Origin of the sequence: Rhabdonatronobacter sediminivivens (assembly GCF_013415485.1) — a bacterium.
Lineage (GTDB): Bacteria > Pseudomonadota > Alphaproteobacteria > Rhodobacterales > Rhodobacteraceae > Rhabdonatronobacter > Rhabdonatronobacter sediminivivens.
Genome location: NZ_JACBXS010000030.1, coordinates 1 through 26,822, shown reverse-complemented (window position 1 = coordinate 26,822; position 26,822 = coordinate 1). Strand labels below are relative to the sequence as shown.

10 protein-coding genes are annotated in these 26,822 nt (G+C 64.9%); 7 read left to right on the top strand and 3 right to left on the bottom strand.

Translation table 11 applies throughout. From position 1 onward, the window contains the following. Positions 1-52: 52 nt before the first annotated feature. Positions 53-19,363, bottom strand: coding sequence for a calcium-binding protein (locus tag HUK65_RS13530; RefSeq protein ID WP_179906807.1), 19,311 nt, complete (start codon positions 19,361-19,363; stop codon positions 53-55). A 342-nt stretch (positions 19,364-19,705) separates the two neighbouring features. On the opposite strand from HUK65_RS13530, the gene HUK65_RS13525 reads away from it, so the two are divergent. The 7 genes from HUK65_RS13525 (at position 19,706) to HUK65_RS13495 (ending at position 25,629) form a co-directional block, all read left to right on the top strand. Continuing rightward, the gene (locus HUK65_RS13525; RefSeq protein WP_179906806.1) at positions 19,706-20,665 is read left to right on the top strand and encodes a hypothetical protein; all 960 of its coding nucleotides are present in this window, start codon (positions 19,706-19,708) and stop codon (positions 20,663-20,665) included. Position 20,666: 1 nt separating this feature from the next. Next, entirely contained in the window at positions 20,667-21,491 is an 825-nt protein-coding gene (locus HUK65_RS13520; protein WP_179906805.1) for an efflux RND transporter periplasmic adaptor subunit, read from the top strand. Positions 21,492-21,588: 97 nt separating this feature from the next. Next, positions 21,589-21,786, top strand: coding sequence for a hypothetical protein (locus HUK65_RS13515; RefSeq protein WP_179906804.1), 198 nt, complete (start codon positions 21,589-21,591; stop codon positions 21,784-21,786). Then, complete coding sequence (locus HUK65_RS13510) at positions 21,770-22,060, top strand: hypothetical protein (protein WP_179906803.1); 291 nt, start codon at positions 21,770-21,772, stop codon at positions 22,058-22,060. Before HUK65_RS13515 ends, HUK65_RS13510 begins: the two co-directional genes overlap by 17 nt. A gap of 279 nt (positions 22,061-22,339) precedes the next feature. Continuing rightward, entirely contained in the window at positions 22,340-23,332 is a 993-nt protein-coding gene (locus HUK65_RS13505) for an HlyD family secretion protein (protein ID WP_179906802.1), read from the top strand. A 3-nt stretch (positions 23,333-23,335) separates the two neighbouring features. Beyond that, the gene (locus tag HUK65_RS13500) at positions 23,336-24,490 is read left to right on the top strand and encodes an ABC transporter permease (RefSeq protein ID WP_179906801.1); all 1,155 of its coding nucleotides are present in this window, start codon (positions 23,336-23,338) and stop codon (positions 24,488-24,490) included. After that, positions 24,487-25,629 carry an ABC transporter permease gene (locus HUK65_RS13495; RefSeq protein ID WP_179906800.1) on the top strand — a complete coding sequence of 381 codons (1,143 nt, stop codon included), beginning with the start codon at positions 24,487-24,489 and terminating at the stop codon, positions 25,627-25,629. The genes HUK65_RS13500 and HUK65_RS13495 overlap by 4 nt, the downstream gene beginning before the upstream one ends. Before the next feature lie 109 nt (positions 25,630-25,738). Here the strand turns inward: HUK65_RS13495 and HUK65_RS13490 are convergent, their stop codons facing one another. Both HUK65_RS13490 and HUK65_RS13485 read right to left on the bottom strand, forming a co-directional pair. After that, complete coding sequence (locus tag HUK65_RS13490) at positions 25,739-26,251, bottom strand: GNAT family N-acetyltransferase (RefSeq protein ID WP_179906799.1); 513 nt, start codon at positions 26,249-26,251, stop codon at positions 25,739-25,741. Further along, positions 26,248-26,562: an SRPBCC family protein gene (locus tag HUK65_RS13485; protein WP_179906798.1), complete on the bottom strand. Its 315-nt coding sequence runs from the start codon at positions 26,560-26,562 to the stop codon at positions 26,248-26,250. Before HUK65_RS13485 ends, HUK65_RS13490 begins: the two co-directional genes overlap by 4 nt. Positions 26,563-26,822: the final 260 nt, after the last annotated feature.

Sequence of the window (26,822 nt, the reverse complement as noted above, 5' to 3'; positions counted from 1 at the left end):
ATACACGAAAAATCCGCATCCCAGGGTTGCACCCTGGCCGCGCCGGCACCCATCACCGCCGCGCGCCATTGCCATTCCCGTTGCCGCGACCATTGGCCTGGCCGTTGCCATTACCGTTTCCCTTGCCATTGCCATTGCCCGGTGTCACCGGGCTGGTCCATGCCGCAGGCGGCACCGGCGCGTCATCGTCGGCGGGAAGCAGCACGAAATCGGCGTCCTCGTCATCTTCATCTTCATCCCCGGTCAGATCCGACAGCCAGATCACGTCATCCTCATCGGGCGGCGGTGGCACAAGCCCGGGTTCGATCTTGATCGGCGTAGCGTCCGGGCTGCCGTCCTCGGGCTGGCCAAAGAACAACAGCGTATCGGCGGTCTCAGTGCCCGGGCCGGGGGCAGGGGCGTTCCCCTGACCGTTTCCGGCGTTGCCATTCCCCTGCCCGCCGTTGTTGCCCTGGCCGCCGTTGTTGCTCTGGTTGCCCTGGCCACCTTGATTGCCCTGGCCGCCACCGGGGTTGCCCTGCCCACCGCCCTGGCTCCCTTGTCCACCGCCCTGGTTCCCTTGTCCGCCGCCCTGATTGCCCTGGCCGCCGCTCTGGCCACCACCGCCGCCACCGCCACCCGGGCCGGCGTTTTCGCCTGGCAGCGCACGCCACATCAGCTCGCGCTGGCCCTGATAGCGTTCGGGGAAGGGCTGCGCAGGCCCGCCGGACTGGTCCTGCCATTCGGCATCCTCGCGCGTGACCAGCGCGATCTCGCCCCTCGGTTCACCCTGCCGCGCCGGATCGCCCCCACGCTCCAGCCCCAGCACCTGATCCGCCCCGTCGGCGCGTGACAGCTCCAGCAGGAAGTCCAGCACGTTCGGGTTTGGCGCCATGCGCCAGATATGCAGCCCGCCAAACGGGCTGAAGGGCACGACATAGGTGTTGAACTCGCCGATCCAGTCGATCAGCCGGTCGGCGCCGGTATTGCCGATCAGCACATCGCGCCCGGCCCCGCCAAAGACGATATCGGCATAGGACTGGAACGGGTCCTCGACATCATTGGCAATCGGGTCAGGGCCAAACAGCGTGCTGTGATGGTTGTCGTCTGCATTGAGGACGCTCTCGCCCCAGCCGCCCCAGATATGATCACGCCCGGTGCCACCCATGATCCAGTTGTTGCCCAGATTGCCGAAGATCACGTCATCGCCGTCGGTGGGGATCCCGTCGGCCGGATCATCGGGGAAGCGGGTGTCGCGCGGCCCCTCGGTCGGATCGAAGTTCAGGAAGAAGTCATGGACAACTTCGCCCGAGAGCGACCGCCATGTGGAGTTATGCAGATCGACATTGAACAGATCCGTCAGATCGCCATCAGGGTCCTTGAAGGCCAGATCGATCGTCGCCGCCTCGACCCGCTGGCCGGTTTCGTCCAGCAGCATCAGCCGCAGCGGGTCGAGTTCATTGTAGAGGCGGAACCACAGTCCCTCTTCGCCGGTGAACTGCAGGATATCGCCGGGGTTGTAGGGCGCGACATTGTAGAACCACGCCTCGGGCGTCAGCCCGTCCAGCTCCGGGCTTTGGGTCCGCTTCATCAGCCAGTTCAGCTCGCCCGAGAAATACCCCGGCAGTGCCTCGGCGCCCGAGACCGCGTCATCGCCCGCGCCCGCGTGGATCGAATTGTTGCCGATCCCGCCATAGAGGATATCATTGCCGCCGGTCTCATAGGCAAAGCCGAAATGGCGCGCGACATGGCGGATCTCGCCCTCGGTGTAGAGTTCGGCCACCCAGCTTCCGCCGGGGTTGGAAATGGTGCGCTGTTCCTCGGCCCCGATCCCGTAGAGCGGCTCGGCAAAGCCGTTGCGGCTGAGGAAGATCAGCCCGTCATCGCCCATGATGCCGTCATGGCCCATCCCGCCCGAGATCCAGTTGTTACCCATGCCGCCCACGATCAGATCGTCGCCCGCATGGCCAAAGATCACGTTGTCCCCGCCCATGCCGAAGATCACGTCATCGCCGGATTCGCCATGGATCAGGTCGCCCGCGCCGATGACATCGACAAAGCCCAGATGCCCGGGCACCGTGCGCCCATCATCAAGCGCCAGTTCCCAGCGCGTGTAGTCCAGCAGATCGACACCGCGCGCCTTGACGCGCAGATCGCCGCGGGTGGGATCCTCGGCATCGTAGTTGAACCCGAGGTGTTCGCCGCTGTCTTCGCCATTCACACCGACAAGGCGGAAAATGTTGCCATTGTCGCCCAGGATGACGCTGGCATTGCGGGCGTGGCGATCCTCGAAGCTGATGAGCCCGCCATGGCCCTCGTCCAGCCGGTCGATGCGGGTGCCGGCGCCGCCGAACAGGATATTGTCGCCGCTGTCGTCGCGCTGCCAGTATTCGGTCAGGCCGAACTGGCTGGACGACCCCCCGATGATATCATTCTGCCCCAGATTGCCCAGGATCACGTCACGCCCTGCCCCGCCTTCGATGTAATCATCGCCGTCATCGGCGGATTCGAAGGATTGCGGCAGGCGGGTGATCTGGCCGTCCACCAGTGCGGCCAGGCGGGCTGCCTCCAGCGCGTCCCACAACCCAAGCGGCGCGGCGCCATTCGCACCGAAGGCATCAGCCGTCAGCGGGCCGTCCAGCCAGTCGCCCGACCAGATGTCGAAGAAGATCGACCCGTCGCCCTGAATGGCGTTGTTACCGCGCTGGCCAAAGATCATGTCGGCATCGCGCCCACCGGCGATGATGTTGTCACCATGGGTGAGCGCCGCGTCCGGAGCCAGCACGCCCTCAAGGTCATAATCGCCTGCGCGCACGCCCTGCCAACCGGCGTAATGGGTCAGCCCGTCATGCAGGGCGACAGCCCAGTTGGCCCAATCGGGTGCCGCGCCGTCCCAGTCGGGGTCCAGATACTGGCTGTCGCGGTCGATCAGCAGATCGCCATCCGCGCCGAGGGCCGTGTCATAAATTTCCGCCCCCGTAAGAACGCGGAAACGCGGGTTGGTGAAGTCATCCAGCGCGGCGCCGCGCCGGTCAAGGATGACATTGTCGCCGATCACCAGATCGCGGTTGCGTTCCTCGCTTTCCACATCCTCCAGCAGCGCGCCGGTGTTGCGGTCCACGCGGCCATCGTCACCATCGAGGATATCGCTGCCCGAGCCGCCGATCACCAGATCGTCGCCATCGCCGCCCAGGATCACATCTGTCCCGCCCGCGATCAGCCCGGAAAGGCCGGCCAGAAGCGGATCGATATCGAAACCCCAGGCGCGACCCTGACCGTCGCCGCCGTCCAGCTGGTCCGTGTCGAAGACGGATTCGATGTAGTTGGGCAGGATGCCGTCGATCCCGTGCCAATCCGGGCGCGCGGTCTCGAATCCGATCCAGGCGCCATCGCCCAGCGCAATGTCATCGCCCGCGCCCGCGTCGATCCAGGTGTTGCCAAAGCCGCCGACGATGATATCCGCCCCGGCGCCCCCGAAGATGCGGTTGTCGCCGCGCGTGTCAGGATCGACCGAGAACATCACATCTGGCGGCAGCCGCCGGCCATCGGTGAAATCGAACCGCCCGCCATGGCCCAGCACCGTCACCGGCAAGCCGGTCAGCGGGTCGGTGTAGACGATCCGGCCTTGATCGCCGAAGATCAGATCGCCGCCCTGACCGCCGCGGATCAGGTCATCGCCCGCGCCGCCGAAGATGACCAGCGGCAGGGTCGAGGCCGTGGCATCCACCACATCATCGCCATCCTGCATGTTCAGCACGAACACCCCGTGCAGCCCGGCCAGCAGGTCCACGGTCGCGCTGTCATCGCCCAACCCGGCATTCAGCGTGGTCTGGCTGCGCCAGTTGTTGCTGTCGCGCTGATGCGTGGCGCTTACGTCGAAACTGTTGCCCTGCGCCCCGCCCCAGAGCGTGATCCCGTCGAAGAAATTGCCCGCCACGTCCGGGGCTGCACCGTAGCGGATCGCACCGCCCGCCCAGCCGAGCATCTCGATCTCGATATTCTCCAGCAGCGCATGGTCTGCGGCGGTACCTGCATCGGCGCCGATGGTGACGCTCTTGGCAAGGTCAGTCGCCTCATCACTGATCATCAACTGATGGCGGCCTTCGCCGGCATCGATGTTCAGATCGCCCAGGATCAGATCCAGCGAACCGGGCAGGAAATCAAACCCATACGCCGCGCCCTCGGGCAGCAGGGTGTCGGCATCGAGATCGACCAGCGAGGAGATGAAGATGCGGTCATCGCCGGAATTGAGGTTGATGTTGGTTACGTCCGCCGTGCTGCCCTGCACGTTGAGCACATGGCCGGTGCCTGCATCATCCGCCGGGCCAAAGCCGATGTTCAGCTCCTGAATGCCGTAATAGTTCAGCCCGTCCATCCGCGTGGCCAGATGCGCGTTGCCGTCCAGCGCATCGGCATCCACGGTCAGGAAGCCCACGCCCTCGCCCTGCATCACCCCGCGCAACAGGCCCTGGAAGGCGATGTGATAGGCATTGCCGAACCGCTGCACGGCGATGTCATCGGCAAAGCGGTCCGGCAGCAGGCGCTGCAGCGCTTCGCGCAGTTCCGCGGCGGTGGCGCTATGGGCGATGGGGCCGGTTTCACCAAGGATGTCCAGCGCCAGGGTGAAGCTGCCGCCCGCAGCTTCGATGGTCAGGGTCTGGATATCGTTGCGCGCGCTGGCATCGGCGCTGGGTGGGATCTCGGGGTCGTCCAGCTTGTCGATCCCGGGCTCGCGTGTGGCGATATGGACGAAATCGGCGTCCGAGGTCAGCGGCGCCACCGTCTGGTTGGTCAGGTCCCCCTGGAACCGCACCACAATCACCCGGTCGGCCTTGGAGACAGCGACATTGCCGGTGCCGACGGTGTCCAGATCTTCAAGGGCCGCCTGAATCTCGGCTGCGCTCATGTCGCGGTGCAGCGCGCCGGTGGTTGCCCCGTCATAGCCCAGCGCGAAGTCGCGGTTGGCGTCACCCGGCAGCGGGTCGTCCAGATAGAGTGTCTGGATGGCGTTGAACACCGGCATGCCCATGCCGGACAGGGTGCTCTGAGTCAGCAGCGCCCAGACGCTGCCCGCATCCTCGGTGCCCAGCACGTTCAGCGTGTTCTGCCCGCTCGATATCAGCCCGGTGCTGGACACGCCGAAGGTGTGCATCGGAGTCTTTTCATACTGCCCGTCGGGGCTGAAGCGGATGACGATGCGGTCGCCGAAGCGTTCGACGGACAGGTCGCCCTCGGCGATCTCGTCCAACGCCAGCAGGGCCGTCAGGATATCGGCGGCGCTGGCACCATAGGCGATGGGGCCGGTCTCCGCGCCGATGGGCGATTGCACGGTGTCATCGTCCACGATGCCCTTGAACCGCAGGGTGAAGAAGCCGCCATCGGCGTTGCGCAGGAAAACCTCCTGCTCATTGGTGGAGCCCTGTGCGAGGACCGAGCCGTCCTGCGCCAGCACGTCAGGCTCGCCGCGCACGGTGATGCGGGCGTCGGCCTCGGGCACACTGCCGGCCACGGTCAGCAGCGCGGCGATTTCGGCCAGGCTGTGCAGATCATCGGCGCCGGGATCGCCCACCGTGGTGACAGTGTCGCCCGACCCGGTGATCACGGTGGTCTGGCCCGCCACGGTCCAGACCTCGACCTCGTCATTGCCCGCCCCCGTGTGCAGGCGGGTGGCGCCGGAATGGGTGCCTTCGATGACGAAGCGGTTGTCGCCATCGCCGAGCGCGATGTCCAGAACCTCCATTTCGTCGAAGACCACGCCGCCGGGCAGGCGCACGGCATCCTCGCCCAGCCCGATGGTGCGGTCCGGCCCCATGCCCAGGCCGACAAGCTGGCTGCGATTGGTCAGTTCGACGTCATAAAGCGGTTCGCCATCCGCGCCCAGCGGCTCTTCGGTGTGGAAGATCAGGCGGCCTTCCTCATCCGTCAGCGCGTCGGTGTCGCGCACGAACAGCAGGTCCACCTGCCCCTCCTCACGCGCAAAGAAGTTCGACGGCGAGGAATTGATGAGGACATATTCGTCGCCCGCCTCGGTATCGAAGGCCCAGGGCAGGTCCTCGGGGAAGATCAGGCGGATGGTGCCATCGCCCATGTCCTCGAAATCGACGATCTCGCGGAAGGGGATGAAAAGCTGCGCCGCGGGGTCGAACGGGTCGAACTCCTGCAGGGGCGGGGCGAAGGGCGGCGGCGGGGTGTCGTTGACCTGCGGGGTGAACTGTTCTTCGAAATATGTTCCGTTCTGACCCGAGATCAGGCGGAAGGTCAGGCCGATCAGCGCGTCATAGACCGGCTGGCCCGGGGCAAGGTCGAAATCCAGCCCGTAGCGGGTGATGAAGGATTGCAGATCGGCGGCCTGGACCACCAGTTCGTTGCTGCCTTCCTCCGCACCCTCGGTCACCTCGCCAATGGCGAGGAAGTCGTTGGTTTCATCATCCGGGAACAGGAGCGCCACGGGCAGCCCCACAAGCGAGCCCTGCCCGCCGCCGCCGCGAAGCTCCAGCGGGCCCTGGATGCGGCTGGTGTCATCGGCGCGGGTGCCAAAGACCTTGGTATCGCCGCCGTCCACCACATCATTGTCCAGCGCCTGCACATGGACAGTCTGCGCCGCGTTCCAGGTGTCGGCGGTGAAGGACAGGATGACGATGCCGCCCGCGCCATCCGTGCGCATGTAGCCCTGTCCGTCGATCACCAGATCGGCGTCCTCGCCCGCCCCGGCCAGCCGGTAGGCGTGGAAGCCATCGGCATCCTGCAGCGCCAGTTCGACCTGTTCGCCGAAATTGACCAGATTTCCCTTGGTGGTGCGCGTGCCCTCGGCGCGTACGACGATATGCACCTCGCTTTCGGGCGCCTTGCTGAGTGCAACCGTGTAGCTGTCCACGAAGGGGCCTTCGGGGTTGGACAGCGACCCGGTGACGACCGGGTTGTCCAGATCAAGCGTGTCGCCGTCCAGCGTTGCCGGGTCCAGCGCGCCGCCCTCGATCACCGAGGTATGCCCGTCGGATTCGGTGATGATCACCGAGGGCGTGTCGCCGTCGGTGACGCGCACGAACATGGTTTCCAGCGCCTGACCGTTCAGCGCATGGCCGATTTCCAGCGTGCGCGCCTTTTGCGCAACGCCATCGGCGGTGGCGGCGACCAGCACGGTCTGCGGCGTGTCCCAGTTTTCGTCGGTGAAAGTCAGTGACGCGATTTCGTTACCGTCTGCATCGGCCAGGATCAGACCGTCGGGGAGATCGAAGGTGATCTCGCCCGGGGTATCACCCGGCGCTTCGGTCAGCACGACTTCGTAACTGCCAACGAAGGGCGAGTCGGCGTTCCACGTCAGATCGCCCGCCTGTTCGACCACCTGCACCCCGCCGCCGGGTTCGATCAGCGCGGCGCCGAAGTCCTGGAAATAGACCTTGGTCTGCACCGCCGGGATCGCCAGCCCTTCATAGAGTCGGATCTGGTATGCGCTCTGGTTGGCGGGGTCGGTAGCGTCGCCCGCGGCCACCGGGTCCAGCACCCAGGGCTTGTCCAGGGTCAGCGTGTCGGCGGTATTGCCGATCACCACGCGGGTCTGGCCGGTGCCGGGGCCTTCGGTGATTTCGACCACCGCGCCGCGCAGGCTGTCGGGGTCGTAACCCGCGCCGTCGTGGATCAGCCGGTTGGGGTCGTCGCCGCTGACCCGCAAGGCGGTGGTGGTGGTCCCCGTGATCCGGTCGCCCGCCACGTCATGGGCGACGAAGCCAGAGACGATGCCTTCGAAAGGCTCATCCCCCTTGGCCGCGATCCAGACATCCTGCGCCTTGAACCAGTTGTCCTCGGTAAAGACCAGTTCCAGCGCCGAGTCGAAATCGCCCCCCTCGGCCTTGCCGAACTGCACGAAGTCGCGCAGGACGCGGGTTCCATCCGCCAGCTTGACCGGGCGGGGCGACATGGACACTGTCACCGTAACCTCGGTGCCCGGAAGGGGCGCGCGGGTCAGCACGATGGAATAGGAATCCTTCAGCACCCCATCGACCACGGTGGTCCGCCCGCCGGTTTCGGTCACGACGATCCCGGGCTCGTCATTATCGGCGACATTGGCCGAAATCTCGTCGGCCTTCAGCCCGTTCCAGCGCGGATCATTGCTGATCAGGCTGTGGCTGATGATGCCGGAATGGCCGCGCAGGTCACGGCTGATGATGTCCGGCGCCTCGCCGCCGATGAAGACCGCATCCGAACCCAGCCCGCCGGAAACCACCGTTGATGTCCCGGGCGCCGTGCCCAGGATGAAGAACCGGTCGTTGCCCTCGGCGCCGTCAACCTCAAGCTGCTGGATATTCACGAAATTGACCAGCCGCCCGGCGCCGAAGATACCGTCTTCGGTGATGACATAGTCATCGGCGAATTCGGTGCCGATCACCACCAGAGTGTTGAACCCGCCGCCGCCGTCGATGTTCACCGGCGCGCCGATCACATATTCGATGTAGTTTTCGCCCCCGCCGGTGGAGATATCGATATTCTCGCGCTGCGGATCCTCGGATCCCACCTGCGCGAAGCTGCGTACAAGGAAGCTGTCATTGGCATCGCCGCCATAGAGGTTCAGCGTCGCCTGGTTGTTGAGCACCACGAACTCGTTGGAAAACTCGGCCGCGCCCTGGGCGGTCACATCGAAGCTGACACCACGGCTGAGCCAGCCGCGCGTGGTTTCCACAGTGAAGAAGGCGTCCTCCAGCACGATGCCGGTGAAATCGTCGCTGACCCGTTCGGAATTGTAGAGCTGGCCGAACTGGAAATAATTGCCTTCCTCGGCGCCGGTCAGCGCCATGGGGGCAAGCGTGTCATCCACAAAGAACTCGCCAAAGCCGCCCTGTCCGTCGATGGAGACGAATTCGTTGATGCCGGTATTCTCGTCCAGATCGCGGGAATAGTTGATCCGCTCGATCTCCGCGCGGGTGCTGGCGCGGTTTTCGTTGAACAGCGCCACAAAGCCGATGCGCCCGGTCTTGCCCAGCCCGATATCCTGATCGTCGTCGATCCCGGCGCGGATCAGGAACAGGTCATCCCCCTCGGAGCCGAAGATGTTCAGCCGGTCAGCGCCCGATGCGCCGGTGTCGAACACGTTGATGTCGGCGCGGCCTTCGCCGCCCAGCAGGATGAAATAGCTGTCGCTGCCATCCTGCCCGTTCAGCGTCAGCTCGGCGCCGATCCGGTTGCCCGCGTTGCGCTGCAGAACGCCTTCGGTGCCATCGTCGCGCTGACCGGTCAGCGGGTTGATCAGGGCGCCGTCGCGGGCGTCGATCAGGTTGCCGGTCTCGGGGTCGATGGTCACTCCGACATGGAAACGATCATCGCCGGTGCCGCCGAAGACCATCGTTTCCGCGTCGATGCTGTCGATGCTGATGGCGTCATCGCCGGGGCCACCGTAGACCCAGGTGCGTTCATTGGTCGCAAGGATGTTGATGATGTCATTGCCGCCCGGCCCGGTGTTGGAGCCATCGTTGTCGGCCATGACATCGACGGTGTAATCGCCGAACAACCGGGTTTCGCTGCCGGATTCGTTGGCGTGCAGGTTGATCAGGTCATCGCCATCGCCGCCATAGACGCGCAGATCCTCGATGATCAGGTTCGAGGGTTCGAAATAGAGCGTGCTGCGGATGTCGAAGCGGTCATCCCCGGTGCCCAGGCGGACCTCCAGGTTCTGGAACTCGATGAACTCCAGCGGGGTTTGCAGGCCAAGGCCCACGACCTCCATCCAGCCGTCATTCTCGGACTTGATCAGCTCGCCCGCGGTGCCGATGGGGCTGGCGCTGTCCTCGACGATCAGGGTGTTGGTGCCGGAGCCGCCAAAGACCCGCAGCCCGCCCAGCGCGGGATTTGCCTTCACCTCACCCAGCACGCCCGAGGTGGTGGGCTCCGGGTCGCCATCCTCCCATGCATGATAGATGCCCGAGCCGATGACGATGGTGTCATCGCCCGCCTCGCCCAGCACCTGCAGGCCCATCTGCTCGGGCATGGCATCGACCTGGATCAGATCGTCGCCATCGCGCCCCTCGATGATCAGCCGGGCGATGCCTGCGGGCAGGGCCGCGTCGGTGAACTGCGCACCCAGCCGCAGGCGGTCGGGCAGATCGGCATCGGTCTGCGGGTCGTCGCGCCCGACCTTGTCCAGATCGGTCAGTTGCGTGATCAGGGCACCGTCGGCATCACTCGCACCGTTCTTGTTGAAGAAGCTGACGCGCTGGGTCTGCCCGCCGCCATAGCGGAGTTCGACGTAGAATTCGTCGTCATCCTCCAGCACGGCGATATCATCATCGCCCGGCGCGCCGATGATGAACAACTGGTCATTGTTCCAGGAATCCGTGCCCGTGTCGCGCAGCCGCAGGTCCAGGTTCGGCGGGCCGTCGCCAACCCCGTCCCAGCCAAAGACGTAGTATTCATCGCGCCCCTGCCCGCCATCCAGCACCAGGCCGCGGTCCGCATCACCGAAGCCATGGGTGCCATAGACACGGAACATATCGCCCGACCGGCTGCCGATGATCAGGTCCACATACCCGTCGATCACCACCCTGTTGGAGCCCCATTGCGCGACGATCACATAATCGCTGTCCGAGGCGGTGCCGTTGATGTTGGCCGAGCCTTTCTCAAGCGTGAAACTCACCGTCTGGCCCTGGATGCGCGAGAAATCGAGCACCGTGCGCGTATCATCCCCGCGCGAGCCGAAGACCACATTGTCCGAGCCGATGTCCTGGTCGAACACCACCCGGTGTTCGGTCCCGCTGCCAACCCCGCTCAGGTTCACGCGCGTGTTGCCGGTGGTGACGAGATGCTCCATCGCGTTGTCGCTGCCACCGGTGACGGTCACATTGCCACCGCCCGACCCCGCGCTGATCGACCCGCCCAGCGAGGCCGCGGTGATCTGGTCGAACCCGCCGCCGCCATCAACGGTAATGCCTGGAGCGTAGACCTCGATCACATCGGCGCCCGAGCCGCCGCGGATCACGCCGGTGGCGTCGCTTGGATTGTCCGAAGTGCCCAGCTTGATGGTGTTGTTGCCGCGCCCGCCGTCGATCTGCACCTCGACCGCCTGGGTCAAGCCGCTCATGTCGATGGTGTCGTTGCCATTGCCGCCGTTGACGACGATCTTGCTGATATCGCGGAAATTCTGCGGATTGCTGGCGGTCACGTTGAACTGCGGCGCCCAGACATCGACGCTGTTGCCCGGGCCGTCGGCAACAAAGATCTTCTCGGACCCGTCGGTGATGTTGCCCTGCAGGCGCGACGCCGCGTTCGGCCCGACATTCAGCGTCAGCGTGTCCCCGGCCTTGCTGCCCAGCACCCCCTGTCGTTCGAACGGAATCTCGAACTCGGCGATCACCCCGCCGCCCAGGTCCCAGCTTTTCGAGAATTTCAGGAACAGCAGGTTGACCTCGACAAAGGCCTTGAAGAACCATTCGATCACGCCCGTGATGTCAAAGACCGACATCACCGCCAGCGGGCCCAGATTGTCCCAGTTGGCCTGGATGTTGCCCTGCATCTCTTTCAGGCGGACCTTGGTATCCTTGTTGGGGTCATTCCAGTCGAAAAAGATCGTGGCGGCAATCCCCCCTTCGACCCCGGCCGTGGCCACACCGAGCGACAGTGCCGCACCTGCCGCGATCTCACCGCGCAGGGTCAGGGCGGGCTTGCGCTCGCCCGTGTCGAAATCGACGGTGGAGAAATAGAAGCCGTCGATCAGATCCAGCGGATTGTCAGAATTGAGGAAATTCGACAGCCCGAAGGTGTCATAGCCCAGCGCCAGGTCCAGCGTGGCCGAAAACGCCCCGCGCAGGGTGGCGGCCAGCGGGCCAAACACATGGAACACCTGACGGTATTCGAAGCCGAAGGCCAGTTCCGGCAGATCAACCTGCACCAGATCGACATCATCGGCGCCCAGGATCAGCTGGAACACCGCCTCCGGCGACAGGATGGGGAAGCGGAAGGACGCATCACCCTTGGTCAGGGTGTTGGTGAACTGGCGTGAACTCTGCGCGCCGTCGAAATCGACATCGTCCAGCGCGTTGCCGTTGCCGTTGATCAGGTTGTCGAAGCTGTCCTGATCGAAGTTGCTCAGGCTGTCGACGCTGCGAATATCCCCGTCGAACAAGGTGTTGAGGTGGATGTCCCCGAAGCTGAGTTTCAGGTTCCCGCCATCGGCCTCGTTCCGGGCCTCGTCGATGATCTTCAGCAGGCCGAAGATCTGTTCGGCGATCTCCAGAAACGGCGTGATGCGCGCGTCCTGATCGAAGGCTTCGGCCAAGGTCTTCAGCGTGATGGTGGTGCCCGCCAGGTCCGACAGGATGGGAATACGCTGGTTCAAGAGCCCGTCCGGCCCGATCAGCCATTCCAGCGGGCCAAGGATTTCCCCGAAGATATCCAGGATCGGCCCGGCGAATTCGCCGATGAAAGAGCCCAGATCCAGCGTGATATCGTTGAGATGCACCTCCGGCGCATCGCCCAGCTGCCCGCCGCCGTTGAAGAACCGGAACTCGCCGAAATCCCAGTCCATGACGAAATCGAAAGCAACCGAGGGCAGCACCGACACCGGCAGGTTGATGCCCAGATCGCCCAGGCCGCCGAAATCGACCTCGACCCCCAGATCGACATTGGCGCCACCGGTCAGCCGGGCCGAGATCAGGTCCGACACTCCGTTGCTGCGCGTGGTCAGGTCCCGGATGGTCAGCCGGTTGTTCTTGTCATCCGCGGGCTTGGGGTCCTTCAGGTTGACGATGAAATCCGCCGTCAGGTCGGTCCCCTGATCCTGGGCGGCCAGCTGCAGGAAGCCCAACGTGCCTTCGATGGTAGCGCCATTGGTGCCGACCAGCCCGGCGCTGGCGCCGATCCGCGCGGTATCGCGGGTGAACTGCACCTCGCCATTCTCGATGACCAGGTCGCCGTCCTCGTCGAATTCCTCATAGGTGACAAGGTAGAAGCCGGTGCGCGCATCGATGCCGAAGCCGAAATTGATTTCCCAGTCCACGCCAAGTTCGACATCGGCGTTCAGCGCCAACCCCAGCCCCGGTATGCCGATGTCGAAGCCGGTGGGCAGTTCCAGCTCGGCCAGCGTGCCACCGATGGAAAACTCGAACTGGATGAAATCCTCATCGCCGTCGAACAGCCAGTCATCCGAGACGTCGATGCCGCCATCATCATCGAAATTGGTGTAAACGCCCGAGACGCGCACATCCGAGCGGCTGGCGTCCCCGTCGCCCTCCCAGTTCTGCAACAGGCCCAGGCGGCCGAATTGCGCACCAAAGGCGGAAATCAGCGCGGCCTCTTCGTCATTGGCGAAAATCCGGTAAAGCAGGTCATGCACCAGATGCGCGCTGGACTCGTATTCGTCGCCCACGCCCGTCAGGATGGTGTTGGCAAAGGGCGTCAGGAACTGGCCGCGGAAATCCTCGATGAACTCGGCTGCCGGGGCCAGCGCATCGCCGATCACCGGCAGGTCGATGCCCAGGATCTGCCCGCGCAGCGCCTCTTCCAGATAATCAAGGCCCAGGTCGATCCCGTCCACGATGATCGACGGGTCCAGCAGCAGGTCCAGCAGGCTGGGGATGGTCGGGGTGAAGCGCCCCAGGATGTCATCGGGCGTAACCATGACAAGCGTATCGCCCTCGGAGAAGTCGACGCCGTCCTCAAGCGCCAGAAGGCCGCCCGTTCCGTCGACGAAATCGAAATCGCTGTCGAAAAGCGTGTTGACCAGCGCCGCCAGCGACGGAATCTCCACCTCCAGATCGAAGAGGAAATTGTTTTCAGTTGGGAAGTAGATCGGCAGCGTCAGCGTGCCCGAACCGCCAAAACTGGGGGTGACGATATCGTCCCAGGCTACGTTGCCTCCGAAGATATCGGTGAACAGCAGCCGCTCACCGTCATCCGCGCCGGGGATCAGGGCCAGCGCGAAATCCGCATTCAGCGCGCCCTCGCCCTCCTTGACGAAGACGCCAAGGTTCAGCACGCGCCCCTCGAAGGTCAGGTCCGCGCCGGTCAGTTCGAGGTTGAATTCCAGCCGCGTGCCGTCAACGCCGATATAGATGAAGGGCGAGAGGTCCTCGGGCACGGTTTCACCGTTCTCGGTGGTGGTGCCACGGTTGGGCAGGGTCGGCAGGCCCAGCGCCAGGGTGAAGGCCCCACCCCCGGCCAGCGTCAACGATCCGCCCCCGCCAAGCCCCAGCAGCTCGGTCAGGGAAAACCCGCCAAGGTCCTGCCCCGGCGTGATGATTCCCGCCAGTTCCAGCAGCTCCAACACATCCAGGTCGATGTTCAGCGTGTCGCTGAAGCTGAATCCGAAGCTCATGTCCAGCCGCAGCGCCGGGTCGATGCCTTCGCCCGCATCCCCGGGGTCGAAGGCCAGCCGCAGGTCAAAGCCCTCGGGGGTTTCGTCGTCATTGCCATCGGACAGGCCCAGCGCCTCGCGCAGCCTGTCCTCCAGCTCCTGCACCGAGGCACCGGGATCGGCCATCACCCCTTCGATGGTGCGCGCCAGATCCTCAGCGAATTCGAGCGTGTCATTCAGGCTGACATTCACCAGCGGCAGCGGGAAATCGAATACCTGCCCCACCGTCTCGCCGAACGCGCCATCGAGGTTCGAAACGAAATCCACCGCCTGGTTGAGCAGCATCAGGATATCGGCCACCGACAGGTTGCGGAAGGCACGGAACAGATCGTCGATCCCGTCGATCACGCTGGTATCAAGCTCGGCCTCGACGAACAGAAACCCGAGGTCCAGCGCCGAGACCCGGCCAAGCTCCACGTTGAAGGCGAAGGTGCCGGCCTCGACGTCGCTTTCGCGCTCCGTGTCAGAAAGGCCGAATTCGATGCTGACCGGGATTTCCAGCGCCTCGTCCGACCCGAGGAAAGCGGCGATACCCTCGGTGATCGCGTCGGGCAGGCCCACGGGGCGGGCGGTGAAGGCGAAGCTGCCGTCGAAGCTCAACTCGGGCTGCAGGAAGCCGCGCGGGTCGGGCGCGTCATCCTCATCGACGTTGTCCGGGTCATGGAGGAAATTACCCCGGCTGAGTTGCCCCCATAGATCAGGGATCTGCACCCGGCCGCCGCCCGTGGCCGGATCCACGATATTGAGGTCGAACCCGGCCGAGATGCTGGCCGCCTCGTCCAGTTTCACCTCGACGCCAAGGAAACCCAGCGTGGCGGCAAACTCCAGCTGGTCCAGCGTGAGGGTGATATCGGCCTTGAAGTCCGCCGGGTCGAAGCCGCCATTGCCATTAGAGTCGCCGCGGATGAAGAACTCGGTCGCCAGCCCGCGCGCATCGACGCCTTCGATCAGCCCCAGATGTACCACGGCGGCGTTGGTCAGGCTGGTGGGGTCGGCGCCGTCAGGCAGGCGCATCTCCAGCCGACCGATCCCGTCGCCCCTGAGCGCGATCCGGTTGCCATCGGCAAAGCCGTTGAGCGACTGGCGCACGAAACTGACCTGTTCGACGCGTGCCTCGGCGGCAGCGACCGCGTCTTCGTCATCGGGATCGGCGGCGTCCAGGATCGCGGCGTGCAGGGCGGCGTTCAGATCCTCGACCAGATCGTCGATGCCCTCATTATCGGCGGTATCCGCGCCCGCCAACGACACAATATACGCATCGCCGTCGATATTCACGACGAACACGGCATCAATGGTCCCTGCGCCATCCGGATCGGCGAACTGCCCGTCAAACGGCACGGGCGAGGACAGCAGGCCGAGCTCGTTCAGGGTGATGTCATTGAAGCCCTGAAAGGCCATGACCCGGTCAATGATTTCGGTGGTTTCGATCCCGTCATCATCCACCGAGACCACCCGCGTTGCGGGCGCATCGGTGACAAAGCGCGTGCCGGTCCAGGTGATGACCATATCACCGGGGCGCAGTTCGCTCCGGGTATTCTCCGGCACATCGTCGCGCGCGGCGTGCAGCGCGTTGTTGACCACCCGGTTCAGGTCATGCTGAAGCGTCTTGGTCGGATCGCCCAGATAGATCTGATAGCGCCAGGCATCGCTACTCGCGCCTTCAAGCGCGGTCTGGCGGTCCTTCAGGAACAGGCGATTGCCGTCCCAATCCTCGACCTCGAAAATCCCGCCGCGTTCCGGCCCGTCGAGAACTTCGACAAAATAGGTGCCGCTGTCGTTCAGTCGGTTGGAGAAATTGGTGCCTCGATCGACGATCGTCGTGAACTCGGGTGCGCCGACTTCATCGCTGGCCGGCTCGAAGCCCACGCTGTCGATACTGCCGCCGACAATGCGCTGGCCGGTGACGATTTCATAGCGGCTGGTGTCATCCGGATTGGTGGACCAGTCTTCGGTCATGCGCAGCAGATGCGCACCCACCTGGGGGGCCAACGTGTCTTCTACAGCGTCGATCTGGCGCAACTGCCCGGCGCCGGTCCCCGAGACGATCCGGACGAAGATGCTGTGCTCGCCGGGATCGTCCGGCAGCAGGGTGTCGAAGTCGGCGGCAAGATCGACCAGACCGTTGTTGCCGGACGCGCCCGAGGCGACCGAGCGCAGGATGACAGACCCGGGCGCGATGTTTTCGGCGGTCTCGGCGGCCTCCAGCGTCACGCTGATTGCATCATCGCTGAGCGGGTTGAGCAGGATCTCGGGCGTGCCGTCGCCGTTCTGCTCGCCGGTCCTCTCCCGGTCGAACAGCTTGAAGGCGAATTGCGCGTCGTCCGGCAACTGTCCGCGTGTCTTTACGTCGTCGCCCGGTTCGGCGACGAACATGGGAAAGCCCAGGAACAATTCCTCGCCCGGCGCCAGTTCGATGCCGAAGGTGAAGTTGAAGCGGACCTCGGCCTCCAGCGCCAGTTCGGGCGGGATATCTTGATCCTCGGCACCCTGACCGACCGGGCGCACCTCGATATTGCCCAGATCGCCCAGCGCGAAATCGAAGGCCACCGGGACGTTCGCCAGGGTGAAGGTCTGCGACCAGTCGAAGGTGAACTCGATCTCCGGCGGCAGGGTCAGGTCCGGCACGTCCAGTTCCAGCCCCGGCAGGCGGAAATCGAGGGAGACGATCTCCTCGCCGAACTCATCATTGATGAGCGCCACCAGTTGCTGGACGCTGTCATACAGCACATCGGTCTCGCCCGCCACGGTTTCGGTGAACAGCGGGCCCAGGATCACCTCCTCGATCGTATCGACGAAGGGGATCATCTCGTTCAGGCGCTTGCCGACCAGCGGGATTTCCGCCGTCAGCAGGTCCGAGACGGTGATCTGTTCGAACAGGCTGCGGAACTGCCCCAGCATCCCGAAGATATCGCCCGGGCTGGCGGTCCGGAACGCGTCCAGCAGGTCATAGGCATCAGCCAGCAACGCGCCTGCCGTGTCGAACATGTCGATTTCGGCGCTGATATCCGGGGCGCGGCCCGAGAAGACATCCTCCAGCGTCACCCGCAAAGCGCCGAGTTCCCCGTCCGCACCACCGAAGATATCACCAACGCTGAACCCCGCGACATTGACCGCGAAGGGCAGCGAGAGGTCGAGCGCGCGCAAGTCCTCATCGATTTCAAGGGTCAGGTCGCCATCGTCGAAGCCGATATCAGCCCCGAAGCTGGCACTGAACTGGCCGTCCACGATCTCGGCTTCCAGCACGCTCAGCCGCAGCCCGGCATTCAAGGGTCCGGCGGTGAAATCGCCATTGTCCACCGCCCCGGAGTCGATCTCCAGGCCCAGCGAAAGCCCGGTTGCCTCGCTCAGGGACAGCTCGGGCGCGCCGGGCAGGTTGGCAACCTCCAGCCCCAGCGTGCCTTCGAACCCTGCCGCCGCGCGCAGCGCCGGCGGGTCGCCCAGGAATTCCACGCCGGCAATACTGGCATTGGGGCCGAAATCCGGCTCGAAGGTCGATTCGACCCCGCCCCGAACGTCCATTTCCACGCCGTAGCCATCGATCTGGCCACCGCTGCGCTGCGGGATCAGCCGCACCGCCGTCACCATCAGCGACAACTGGCCCAGGATCGCCAGCGGGCTGTCCTCATCGGTGGCAAACTCATATTCGGCCGCCAGATCGAGGATCAGCTGCGCGAATTGCAGGCTGAGCGGCCCGCCTTCGAGCAGTGCGGCGGGGGGCGAGGTCAGGTCTTCGACCTCATCGGCAAAGGCCCCGATCCGCGTCTCCACCGCTTCCAGGAAATCGGTGATCCGCAGCAGCTTGGCAAAGCTGGAGCCGACGGCGAAGTCTTCCTCCTGATCCTCGGGGCCGAATTCGACGATCTGGTTCAGCAGCGGCAGTTCCGCGCCCAGCGGGCTGTCGTCAATCACCGCACGCAGGGTGTCGAGCGCCTCGCCGATCTTTTCGCGCAACTGCTGCAGTGCAGTGCCCACCCCATCGCCGCCGCCAAGGATATCGAACTCGGCCCCGCGCAGCGCGATCTTGCTGATGGGCAGTTCACCGGTGTCGATGGTGAGCGAGGCATCGGGGGTCTCGAAATCATCACCGCTGATGATGGTCAGCGTACCCTCTGTACCCTCTTCAACTTCAAGCTGGGCGCTGACGATGCCTTCATGACCTTCGAAATCCAGCGTCACCGGACCATCGAAGTCATCGACCGTCAGCCTGTCATGGCCCCAGTCATCGCCGAAGACCAGCGCCAGGGTGGCCGTGAACCCCTCGGCGGCCTGCAATGTGATGTCATCATCGCCGCCCCGGGCATCGATACGCAACGCATCGCCGGGGTCCCGGAACAGGAAATCAGGGGTGGTGTTGCCGCTGATTCCGAAGAAGTCATCATCGGCGGCGCCAAAGAATATCGCATCCTCGCCATCGGTTGCCAGATGGCTGACCGTTGCCACGGCTCCCGCCAGGCGCAGCGCCGCGACATCATCGTAGCTGACCGTCGTTTCCGCGCCATTCTGGCGCAGGATCAGCGCCGAGAGGGCCGCGTCATGGTCAACCGATGCGGCGCCATCCGCAAGGACCAGGGTATCGCTGCCGTCCCCGCCATCGAAGCTGATCCCGATCTGAAAGAAGAGGTCCAGATGCGCGCCGAAGTCGATCGTCAGATGGTCATCGGCGTCGGTGCCCGCGATCTCGATCCCGGTGACACCGGTCACATCCCGGGTCGCCGCGACAAAGCCGTCTTCCCCCTCATCGCCGGTAAAGATGCGGAACTGCCTGGGATCGCTGGCGTTTTCACCTTCGATAACATCCAGCGTGTAGAAGCCATCGCTGTCGCCCAGACTGGTCAGAGCGATCGCCCAAGGGTCGGCATTCAGCAGGATGCGTGGCTCCAGCGGTTCGAAATGGAGCGTCCTGTTTTGCGGTGCGGCGCTGTCCTCCGGGGCAGGCCGTTGCCGGGGCCTGCGTCTGCGCGGGATCCAGAATTGATCCAGCGACGTGGAGTCCCTCGGTCCGCGGGGCAGACCGCCCCGCTCAGGCCTGAATCGGAACGCAATCCCCATGGTCCCGCTTCCTTTTCAATTTGGCTGGTTGCCCCGGACCATCAGCCTGTCCGGAGCGGCAAAGCCTCGTGAGAACCACACCATGAATCGAAAAAAACCAGTAGCTCAACTTAAACGTGTAGCAGAAAATTGACCTTACGTCATCAAAAACGGCAGCGCCGAGGACGCACAGCCGTTCACACTGGACAGGGCACCGGGTTCACGCTTACGCTTTGCGTGTTGAAGGGGGGGGCCGGATGGCCGACGCGGACATGATCACCATGACACCCTCTCCGCATCCCGGGCAGCTTCCTCTGCATCGCTCATGGACCCGGGGTATCGCCCAGGTCGTCGGAATGGAGCATGAACTTGCAGCGCGCCACGCTCAAAGCCGAAGGGGATGACCGCGAAAGGACATCGCGGCTGCGCCTGCAGGTGGCCGCGGGCAACTGGACCGGCGCCGCGCTGCGCGGCCTGCCCCTTGGCGGCAGCCTTCGGATCGAAGCCCAAAGCGATGGTCCGCTGCGGTTGTTGCTGGCTGATGCCGAAAGCCATGACAGCTTTCCCGGGCCCATCGACGCCCTGTTCGACCGGCAGGTCGAAGCCGCAATGGTGGCCGAGATCACGCTGCCCCGAAGCGAAGATTATGTCCTGATCGCCGACAACCGGAGCGGGACCGCGCCGCGGGAGGTTCTGCTGGCCCTGCGCGGGCGAACGCAGGACGCCGCACCCCCGCTGCCCTTGCCGCATCAGTTCAAGGTGCTGCAGACGCAACTGGACGCAGCCTTCGATCTGGACGGGCTGACGCTGCGACTGGATGATCCCGGACCGCCCCGGCCACGGGTGATCGGCCGCGAACTTGTGGTCGGTCAGGCATTGATCGCGCAATTGACCGCCGATCTGCCGGATGCCGAGACGACGCGAGGCGCGATCCTTTTCGCCATCATCCATGCCCTGGCCAGCGACCTGCTGTTGCGCAGGGGGCCTGCCTCGATCCTGCCCGAACATCTGGCCGCGGCGTTGATGGTCCTGTTCAACCAGATCGGCGCGGCCCGTCGACAGGCCACGTATTTCGCCACGGAAGGTGCCGCGCCGTCCATGGTGCCGGACAGCGCCCCCGGAACGGATCCCTTTGCGCCAACGACGGCCAGGGCTGTGCATCGGCGACTGAAGGATCCGCAGGCGCTGTTGACGGCAATGCAGGACATCCTGCTGGCGCGGATGCGCCCGGCCACATTGGACAGGCTGCAACGGGAAAGCCCGGCCTGGGCCGACCCCCGGCGCGTGGCCGCCGCGCGCGCGGCTTTGGACAGGAGGGACTGACATGCGTTCTGGCATATGCGGAACCGGCGCCATCGTGACGCTCTTGGCCTTGCTGCATGGAGGCACGGTTGCAGCGTTGGAGACCCGGCAGCAATGCGTCATCCACCCGTCGATGGAGATACGCCTGTCCAGCGCGACAGTGGGCCTGCTGACCGAAGTGCCGGTGGAACGCGGCGAGACCGTGCAGGAGGGCCAGATCCTCGCCCGGCTGGAATCCAGCGTGCAGGAGGTCGAACTGTCCATGGCCACGCTGCGGGCCGGTTCCAACATCGAGCTTGAGATCGCGCGTGCCCGCGCCGAGCTGACCGAGACCCGCGGCGCCCGGATCGAGGAGTTGTTTGCCCGGCAGGTCGCCACCGAAGCACAGTATGAGGAACTGCAGGCCGAACGCCGTCTGGTGGCGCTGGAAACCGAACGCGCCGCGCTGGAGGCCGAGGCCGCCCTGATGGAGCGTGACCGCGCCGAGCGTCTGCTGGCCCTGCGCCAGATCCGTAGTCCGATCAACGGCATCGTGGTCGAGCGGATGCTGTCTCCGGGGGAATTTGTCCATCAGGACGCCCCCGTCCTGCACCTGGCACGGATCGACCCGCTGCATGTCGAGGCCTATCTTCCCGCGTCAATGCTGAATGCGGTAAGCGTGGGAACGGAAGCCACCGTCTTCCCGCAAGAGCCGGTGGGCGGTGCCTATCAGGCCGTCGTTGTCGTTGTCGATCAGGTCGTCGATGCGGCAAGTTCGACCTTCGGCATCCGCCTCGCCTTGCCGAACCCCGACACCAAGATCAGCGCCGGCCTGCGCTGCGAGGTCGCCTTTGCGTCAGACGGATGAGCAGGCCCTGTCCTGTGGCGGCCCTGGTCCAGCGGCGAGGCAGGCCCCGAATATCGGAAGGTGACGGAAACGACCATCCAGTCCCGATGATCACGGCGTGAATTCGCTGGAGGTCGACCCAGCGATGCCCATGCGTCTGGCGCGCGATCAGGCGGTGGGCGCGACGGCGGCACAGGCTACACCTGTGATCTTCGGCACGCCCGTCACCCAGAATGAGTGCGGCTGGCTGGCCGCCCATTTGCTGGCGCGCATGCCGGTGAGGGCGGTTCAGGCTCCTTATGGACCGCACCGGTGACTGGCGCCTCGTCCCGGCCTGTGACCTGAGCTTCAGCCGAGGACCGGGTGGCAAAAACACGCTGCTGATCGCCGGTGAAGCCCGCAGGCCAGGTCGTGCGCAAATCGATGCAGTTGCGGCAAAGGCCGAAATCAGGCTGAAGCGCGCCGCGGAGACCGTCGAAAAGGTGGACGGGGTCGTCGCAGAGTGCGAGCGGCACGCACAGGAGACAGAGGTGCCGTCGGGCCTGTTATCGCATATCGCCGAAAGCCTGGTTATTGTGCGTTGCTGGTAACCTGGGCGGTGGGGCGAAGCGCCGAGGACTTGGTCCACCCGCGCGGCAGCGAAGGGCTGGCACCGGACCTCGACGGGGGCGATGGCGAATGACCATCATGGGCCGGGCAGGTCGCGGCGTGAGCCATCAGAGCATGGGTCGCAACCCGACAATGAGCGCGGCGCAACATCCGGCTGCAGCGCAACTGACGTTGCGACCAGGTGGCCGCGGGCGAATTGTGGCGCATGCACACTTCTTATAAGTTGTTGACGATCCATCGCGCCACAGAAAGCCCTTCTCATGACGTCCTCAAAGGTCTGGTCCCGCAAAGCCGCGCTTCCGTTTCTGGTTGCGGCACTACTCGCAGTAACTGTAGCGGCTGCTGTCTGGTGGGTTACACGCCCTGCCGCCCTGCTGATCCAAGGCGAGGTCGCGGCCCCGCGCGTCGATATCTCCGCCCGCACGTCTGGCCGGGTGGCCGAGATCATGGCCGAACTGGGCACACAGGTCGAAGCTGGTCAGATATTGGCGGAACTGTCCAACCCGCAACTTGTCACCAGCCATGCCGCCGCCGCGTCCGGGCTGGACGTCGCGCGCGCCTCGGAAGCTGCCGCCGGGGCCACCCGGCCCGAGGTGATCCGCGCTCGTGAAGCGGAACTGGCCGCGGCGCAGGCCGATCTGCAACTGGCCGAAGGGCAGCTGAGCCGCGACGCGGAACTGGGCCAGCAAGGGTTGCGTCCGCAGGCTGTCATCGACCAGACCATACGGAATGTCGATACCGCCGCCCGCCGGTTCGAGGCTGCCGAGGCGCAGCTTGATCTGGCGCGTGCCGGTGCTTCGCCCGAAGAGCGCGCAGTGGCCGCAGCACAGGTCGCGCAGGCTGAAGCCGCGTTGGCCCAGCGTCAGGCCGATCTGGACGAGCTGACCATTTACGCGCCCCTCAGTGGCGAGATTTCCGCCCGCCTCATCGAGCTGGGCGAGAATGTCGGCCCCGGTGCGCCGCTCTTCACGGTCGTGGATATCGATCAGGCCTGGTTCACCTTCAATCTGCGCGAGGATCTGTTGACCGGGCTGCAAGTGGGCGATGCTCTCTCGGTCCATGTGCCCGCACTGCAGCGCGATATCGAGGCCGAGATCACCTTGATCAATGTGCAGGGGCAATTCGCAAGCTGGCGGGCCACACGCGCCACGGGCGATTTCGATCTGCGCAGTTTCGAACTGCGCGCCCGCCCGCTTGAGCCGGTCGAGGGGCTGCGGCCCGGCATGTCGGCGCTGATCTCGCTGGGTGGCTAGATCATGCTGGCGGTGATGCTGCGCGAGATCCGGCTGATCCTGCGGCGCCCGGCTCTGCTGGGGCTGGTGGTCTTGCTGCCGGTACTGATGCTGGTCGTGCTGACGGGGATTTTCCGCGCGGGCATTCCCACGGGCATGGCCGTGACAGTGGTTGATCTGGATCGCTCGGACCTGTCGCGCAGCATCACCCGCATGCTGGATGCCGCCCCCGAAATCACTGTGCATGAACAGGCGCTGAGCCTGAGTGACGCCCGCGCGCAGATTGTGGCGGGCCAGACGCGCGGCGCAATCTATCTGCCACAGGGGCTGGAGCGTGACATCCTGCGCGGCGCACGCCCGGAAATCGTGATCTTTTACGACAACCAGCACATGAGCGCGGGATCTATGGTCGCGCGCGGGGCACGCGGTGCCATTGATACAGCACTGGCCGGGCAGCGCCTGTCGATCCGGCAGGGTCAGGGCGAGGCACCCGTGCAGGCCACGGCCCGCATCCAGCCCATTCCCCTGCAGGCCCATGCGCTGTTCAACCCGGCCTTTGACTATGTGCATTTCCTGCTGGCCGCGCTCGTGCCCACAGTGCTGCAGATCATCGCGGCGGCTGCGACCGCCTATGCGATTTCGCTGGATTTCGGGCCGGGGCGGCACCCGCAGGTGCTGGCGCGCATGGCTGGCGGGGTGTTGCCCGCGATGCTGGGCAAGATCCTGCCTTACACGCTGATTTTCCTGCTGATCCTCGGGCTGTCGGATATCGCGCTTTATGGCTGGCTGGGCGTGCCCTTGCGCGGCTCGCTGCTGCTGATGGCAACCGGTGCCGTGCTGTTTGTGCTTTGCGTGCAACTGATCGGCGCGGCGGCTTTTGTGCTGACCCGCGACATGGGCCGTGCGGCCAGCATCATCGCCGTGATCACCGCCCCGGCTTTCGGCTTCATGGGGCTGGGCTTCCCGCGCGAGGCCATGTCACAGCTTGCCCAAGCCTGGGGCGCGCTGATCCCCGGCACATGGTATGTGCAGTTGCGCATCGACCAGTCCCTGCGCCAGACACCGCTGGATATCGCTGTCTGGTCGGTGGTCTGGCTGGCCTGCATTGCACTCGCTCTGGGGGCTGTTGTGCTGCTGCGGCTGGTTCGTCTGCGCCGCGCGATCGAGGCCGCAACATGAGCGATATCCTGACCGCCCTGCGCGGCGAGTTGCGCGGTATCTTCGCAGATCGTCAGGTGCGGCTGATCGTGCTGGCCGCGCTGGTGATCTATGCCCTGGTCTATCCCTATCCCTACCGGGCCGAGCTGTTGCGCGATGTGCCGGTTGTGCTGGTCGATCTGGACCGCTCGACCAGTTCAGCGGACCTTGCACGGCAGGTCACTGCGTCCGAGGCCGTGACGCTCAGCCATGACGCGCGCGATATGATCGCGGCCACCCGTCTGGTGCAGGAGCGCCGCGCCTATGGTGTGCTGGTCATCCCCGAGGGCTTTGAACGCGCGCTGTTGCGCGGCAGTCAAAGCCCCGTCGCGCTCTATGCGGATGCCAGCTACTTCCTGATGTATCAGCGCGTCATGCAAGGCGCCGCCGTGCCCCTGCGCCAGTTGGGGGCTGAGGTCGAAATGGGGCGCCTGATCGCAGAAGGCACGGCCCCCGATGTGGCACTTGCGCAAGTCAGCCCTGCCGAACAGGTCGAAGTGCCGCTGTTCAACCCGGCAGCGGGCTATGCGACCTATGTGCTGCCCGCGGCCTTCGTGCTGATCCTGCAACAGACCATGCTGATGGGCCTTGCGCTGGTCGCAACACGGCGCGGGCAAGGGCACGGCCACCCGGTCTGGCGGGTGCTGGGGCGCATGGGGGCCTGGATTGCGCTTTATGCGGTGCTGCTGCCGCTCTATCTGATTGTCCTGCCTGCGCTTTATGGCTTGCCCAATCTGGGCAATGTAACGGCAGTGCTGATGCTCGGCCTGCCCTTCGTGCTGGCAACCGGATTGCTGGCGCAATGCGTCGCGGCCCTGTTCCGGCGCGGTGAAGTGGTTCAGGTGGTGCTGCTGGCCGTAGGGCTGCCGTTTTTCTTCCTCTCGGGCTTTGCCTGGCCGGTCGAGGCCATTCCCGCGCATCTGAACTGGATCGCGCAGATCATTCCATCGACGGCGGCCATAGATGGTCTTGTGCGTGTCAGCCAGATGGGGGCGACCACGCCGGAGATTGCGCACCGGTTATGGCATCTTTGGGCCCTGGTTGGCGCATTTGCGACTGTCGCGGTTTCTCTTGAGGTTCTGGCGCACTCTTCAACAAACGCGGATCATCAGGACGGGTGAGTGTTTCGGGGGAGCAAAGGGCGCCATGACCTTGTGCGTCGCAGACTGACTGCGACCGAGTGGTGTCCTCTGAAGTTGCAGCGGAAACGGATCTCGTTGCGATACCGCATCAGGTCCGAGTGACCGCTGTCATTTGCGGAGCATCCGGGCAGTCATTGGGCCCGCATATGGCCGCAAGGCACGGGTGCCCCAGCCGAACCAGCGCATGCGGACGTCCCTGATCGTCGGTTGCACGCTCGGCTGTCGGCACGAAGCCAAGCGTTTCGTAGAAGCGCAGGGCTTTCGCATTTTCTGCATAGACCTCGACACTCAGCGGGCCAGCCTGCCGCGAAGCGGCGGCGATCAGCAGACGGCCGACCCCTTGCCGATGCCGGCCGGGCTGCACGAACAGCCCACCGATGAAATCGTCGATCAATGCGATGAAGCCGACCGGTCCTGCTCCGTCGCAGGCCAGGGTGATCGCGGCCTTCGCCAGATAGACGTCACGCACCAGCACCTGATCGGCATCAAGCGCCGGGCGCGTCAGGAACGGGTGTCCGGCCTCGGAGGCCGCGCGCCAGATGGCGAGGCAGGCATCGCGGTCCTGCCCGGCATAGGGGCGCAGCACAATATCAACAGTCATCCCGATACCCTTTCGCAGGTGTCTGCCAGCGCCAAGTGGCCGTTTTCAGACTGGGCTTGCATTCGCTCACTGCATTCCGCGCGCGCCTTCAACGCCGCATTTCCGGGCTCGAACCCGGCGCGGAACTGCTGCACATCCATCGCCCAGAGCAGCAGACCGTGGAAGCGCTCGCCCTGGATCAGCCAGGTGCCGCCTGCCTCGGGGATCAGCCGGAAGTAATGCTCGCCATCGAAGAGGCGCGGCAGGCCCAGTCGCCCCAGCCAGCGCAATTCGCGGCCCGGATGGGCGACCAACACGCGCGGGCGGGGCATCGATGAAGATTTCAGTCTCGAACCCGTCGCGCGGGGCGCGGGCTAAGGCGGCGGCAAGGCCGAGGGCCAGGGCAGAGGCGTAAGCAGCAGGGCGGTCATGGCAGGGGGCTCCAGTGAGGGTGTGAGACCGCAATAGCCGATGCACCCCTATCCGGGAATTGCGATTAAGTGCGATATCTGCTATAGGGCACCTCGATTTTTGCCTTTCAGGGCCGGTTCGGCGGCCTGAAGCCTTCAGGAAGCGGCTTGGCGTGGGGCTT

What these genes read in the sequence shown, in the direction of transcription:
- HUK65_RS13485 (WP_179906798.1), bottom strand. Translation starts at nt 26,562, where the DNA reads ATGCCCCGCCCGCGCGTGTTGGTCGCCCATCCGGGCCGCGAATTGCGC.
- HUK65_RS13525 (WP_179906806.1), top strand. Translation starts at nt 19,706, where the DNA reads ATGAACTTGCAGCGCGCCACGCTCAAAGCCGAAGGGGATGACCGCGAA.
- HUK65_RS13500 (WP_179906801.1), top strand. Translation starts at nt 23,336, where the DNA reads ATGCTGGCGGTGATGCTGCGCGAGATCCGGCTGATCCTGCGGCGCCCG.
- HUK65_RS13505 (WP_179906802.1), top strand. Translation starts at nt 22,340, where the DNA reads ATGACGTCCTCAAAGGTCTGGTCCCGCAAAGCCGCGCTTCCGTTTCTG.
- HUK65_RS13520 (WP_179906805.1), top strand. Translation starts at nt 20,667, where the DNA reads ATGCGTTCTGGCATATGCGGAACCGGCGCCATCGTGACGCTCTTGGCC.
- HUK65_RS13510 (WP_179906803.1), top strand. Translation starts at nt 21,770, where the DNA reads ATGGACCGCACCGGTGACTGGCGCCTCGTCCCGGCCTGTGACCTGAGC.
- HUK65_RS13530 (WP_179906807.1), bottom strand. Translation starts at nt 19,363, where the DNA reads ATGGGGATTGCGTTCCGATTCAGGCCTGAGCGGGGCGGTCTGCCCCGC.
- HUK65_RS13490 (WP_179906799.1), bottom strand. Translation starts at nt 26,251, where the DNA reads ATGACTGTTGATATTGTGCTGCGCCCCTATGCCGGGCAGGACCGCGAT.
- HUK65_RS13495 (WP_179906800.1), top strand. Translation starts at nt 24,487, where the DNA reads ATGAGCGATATCCTGACCGCCCTGCGCGGCGAGTTGCGCGGTATCTTC.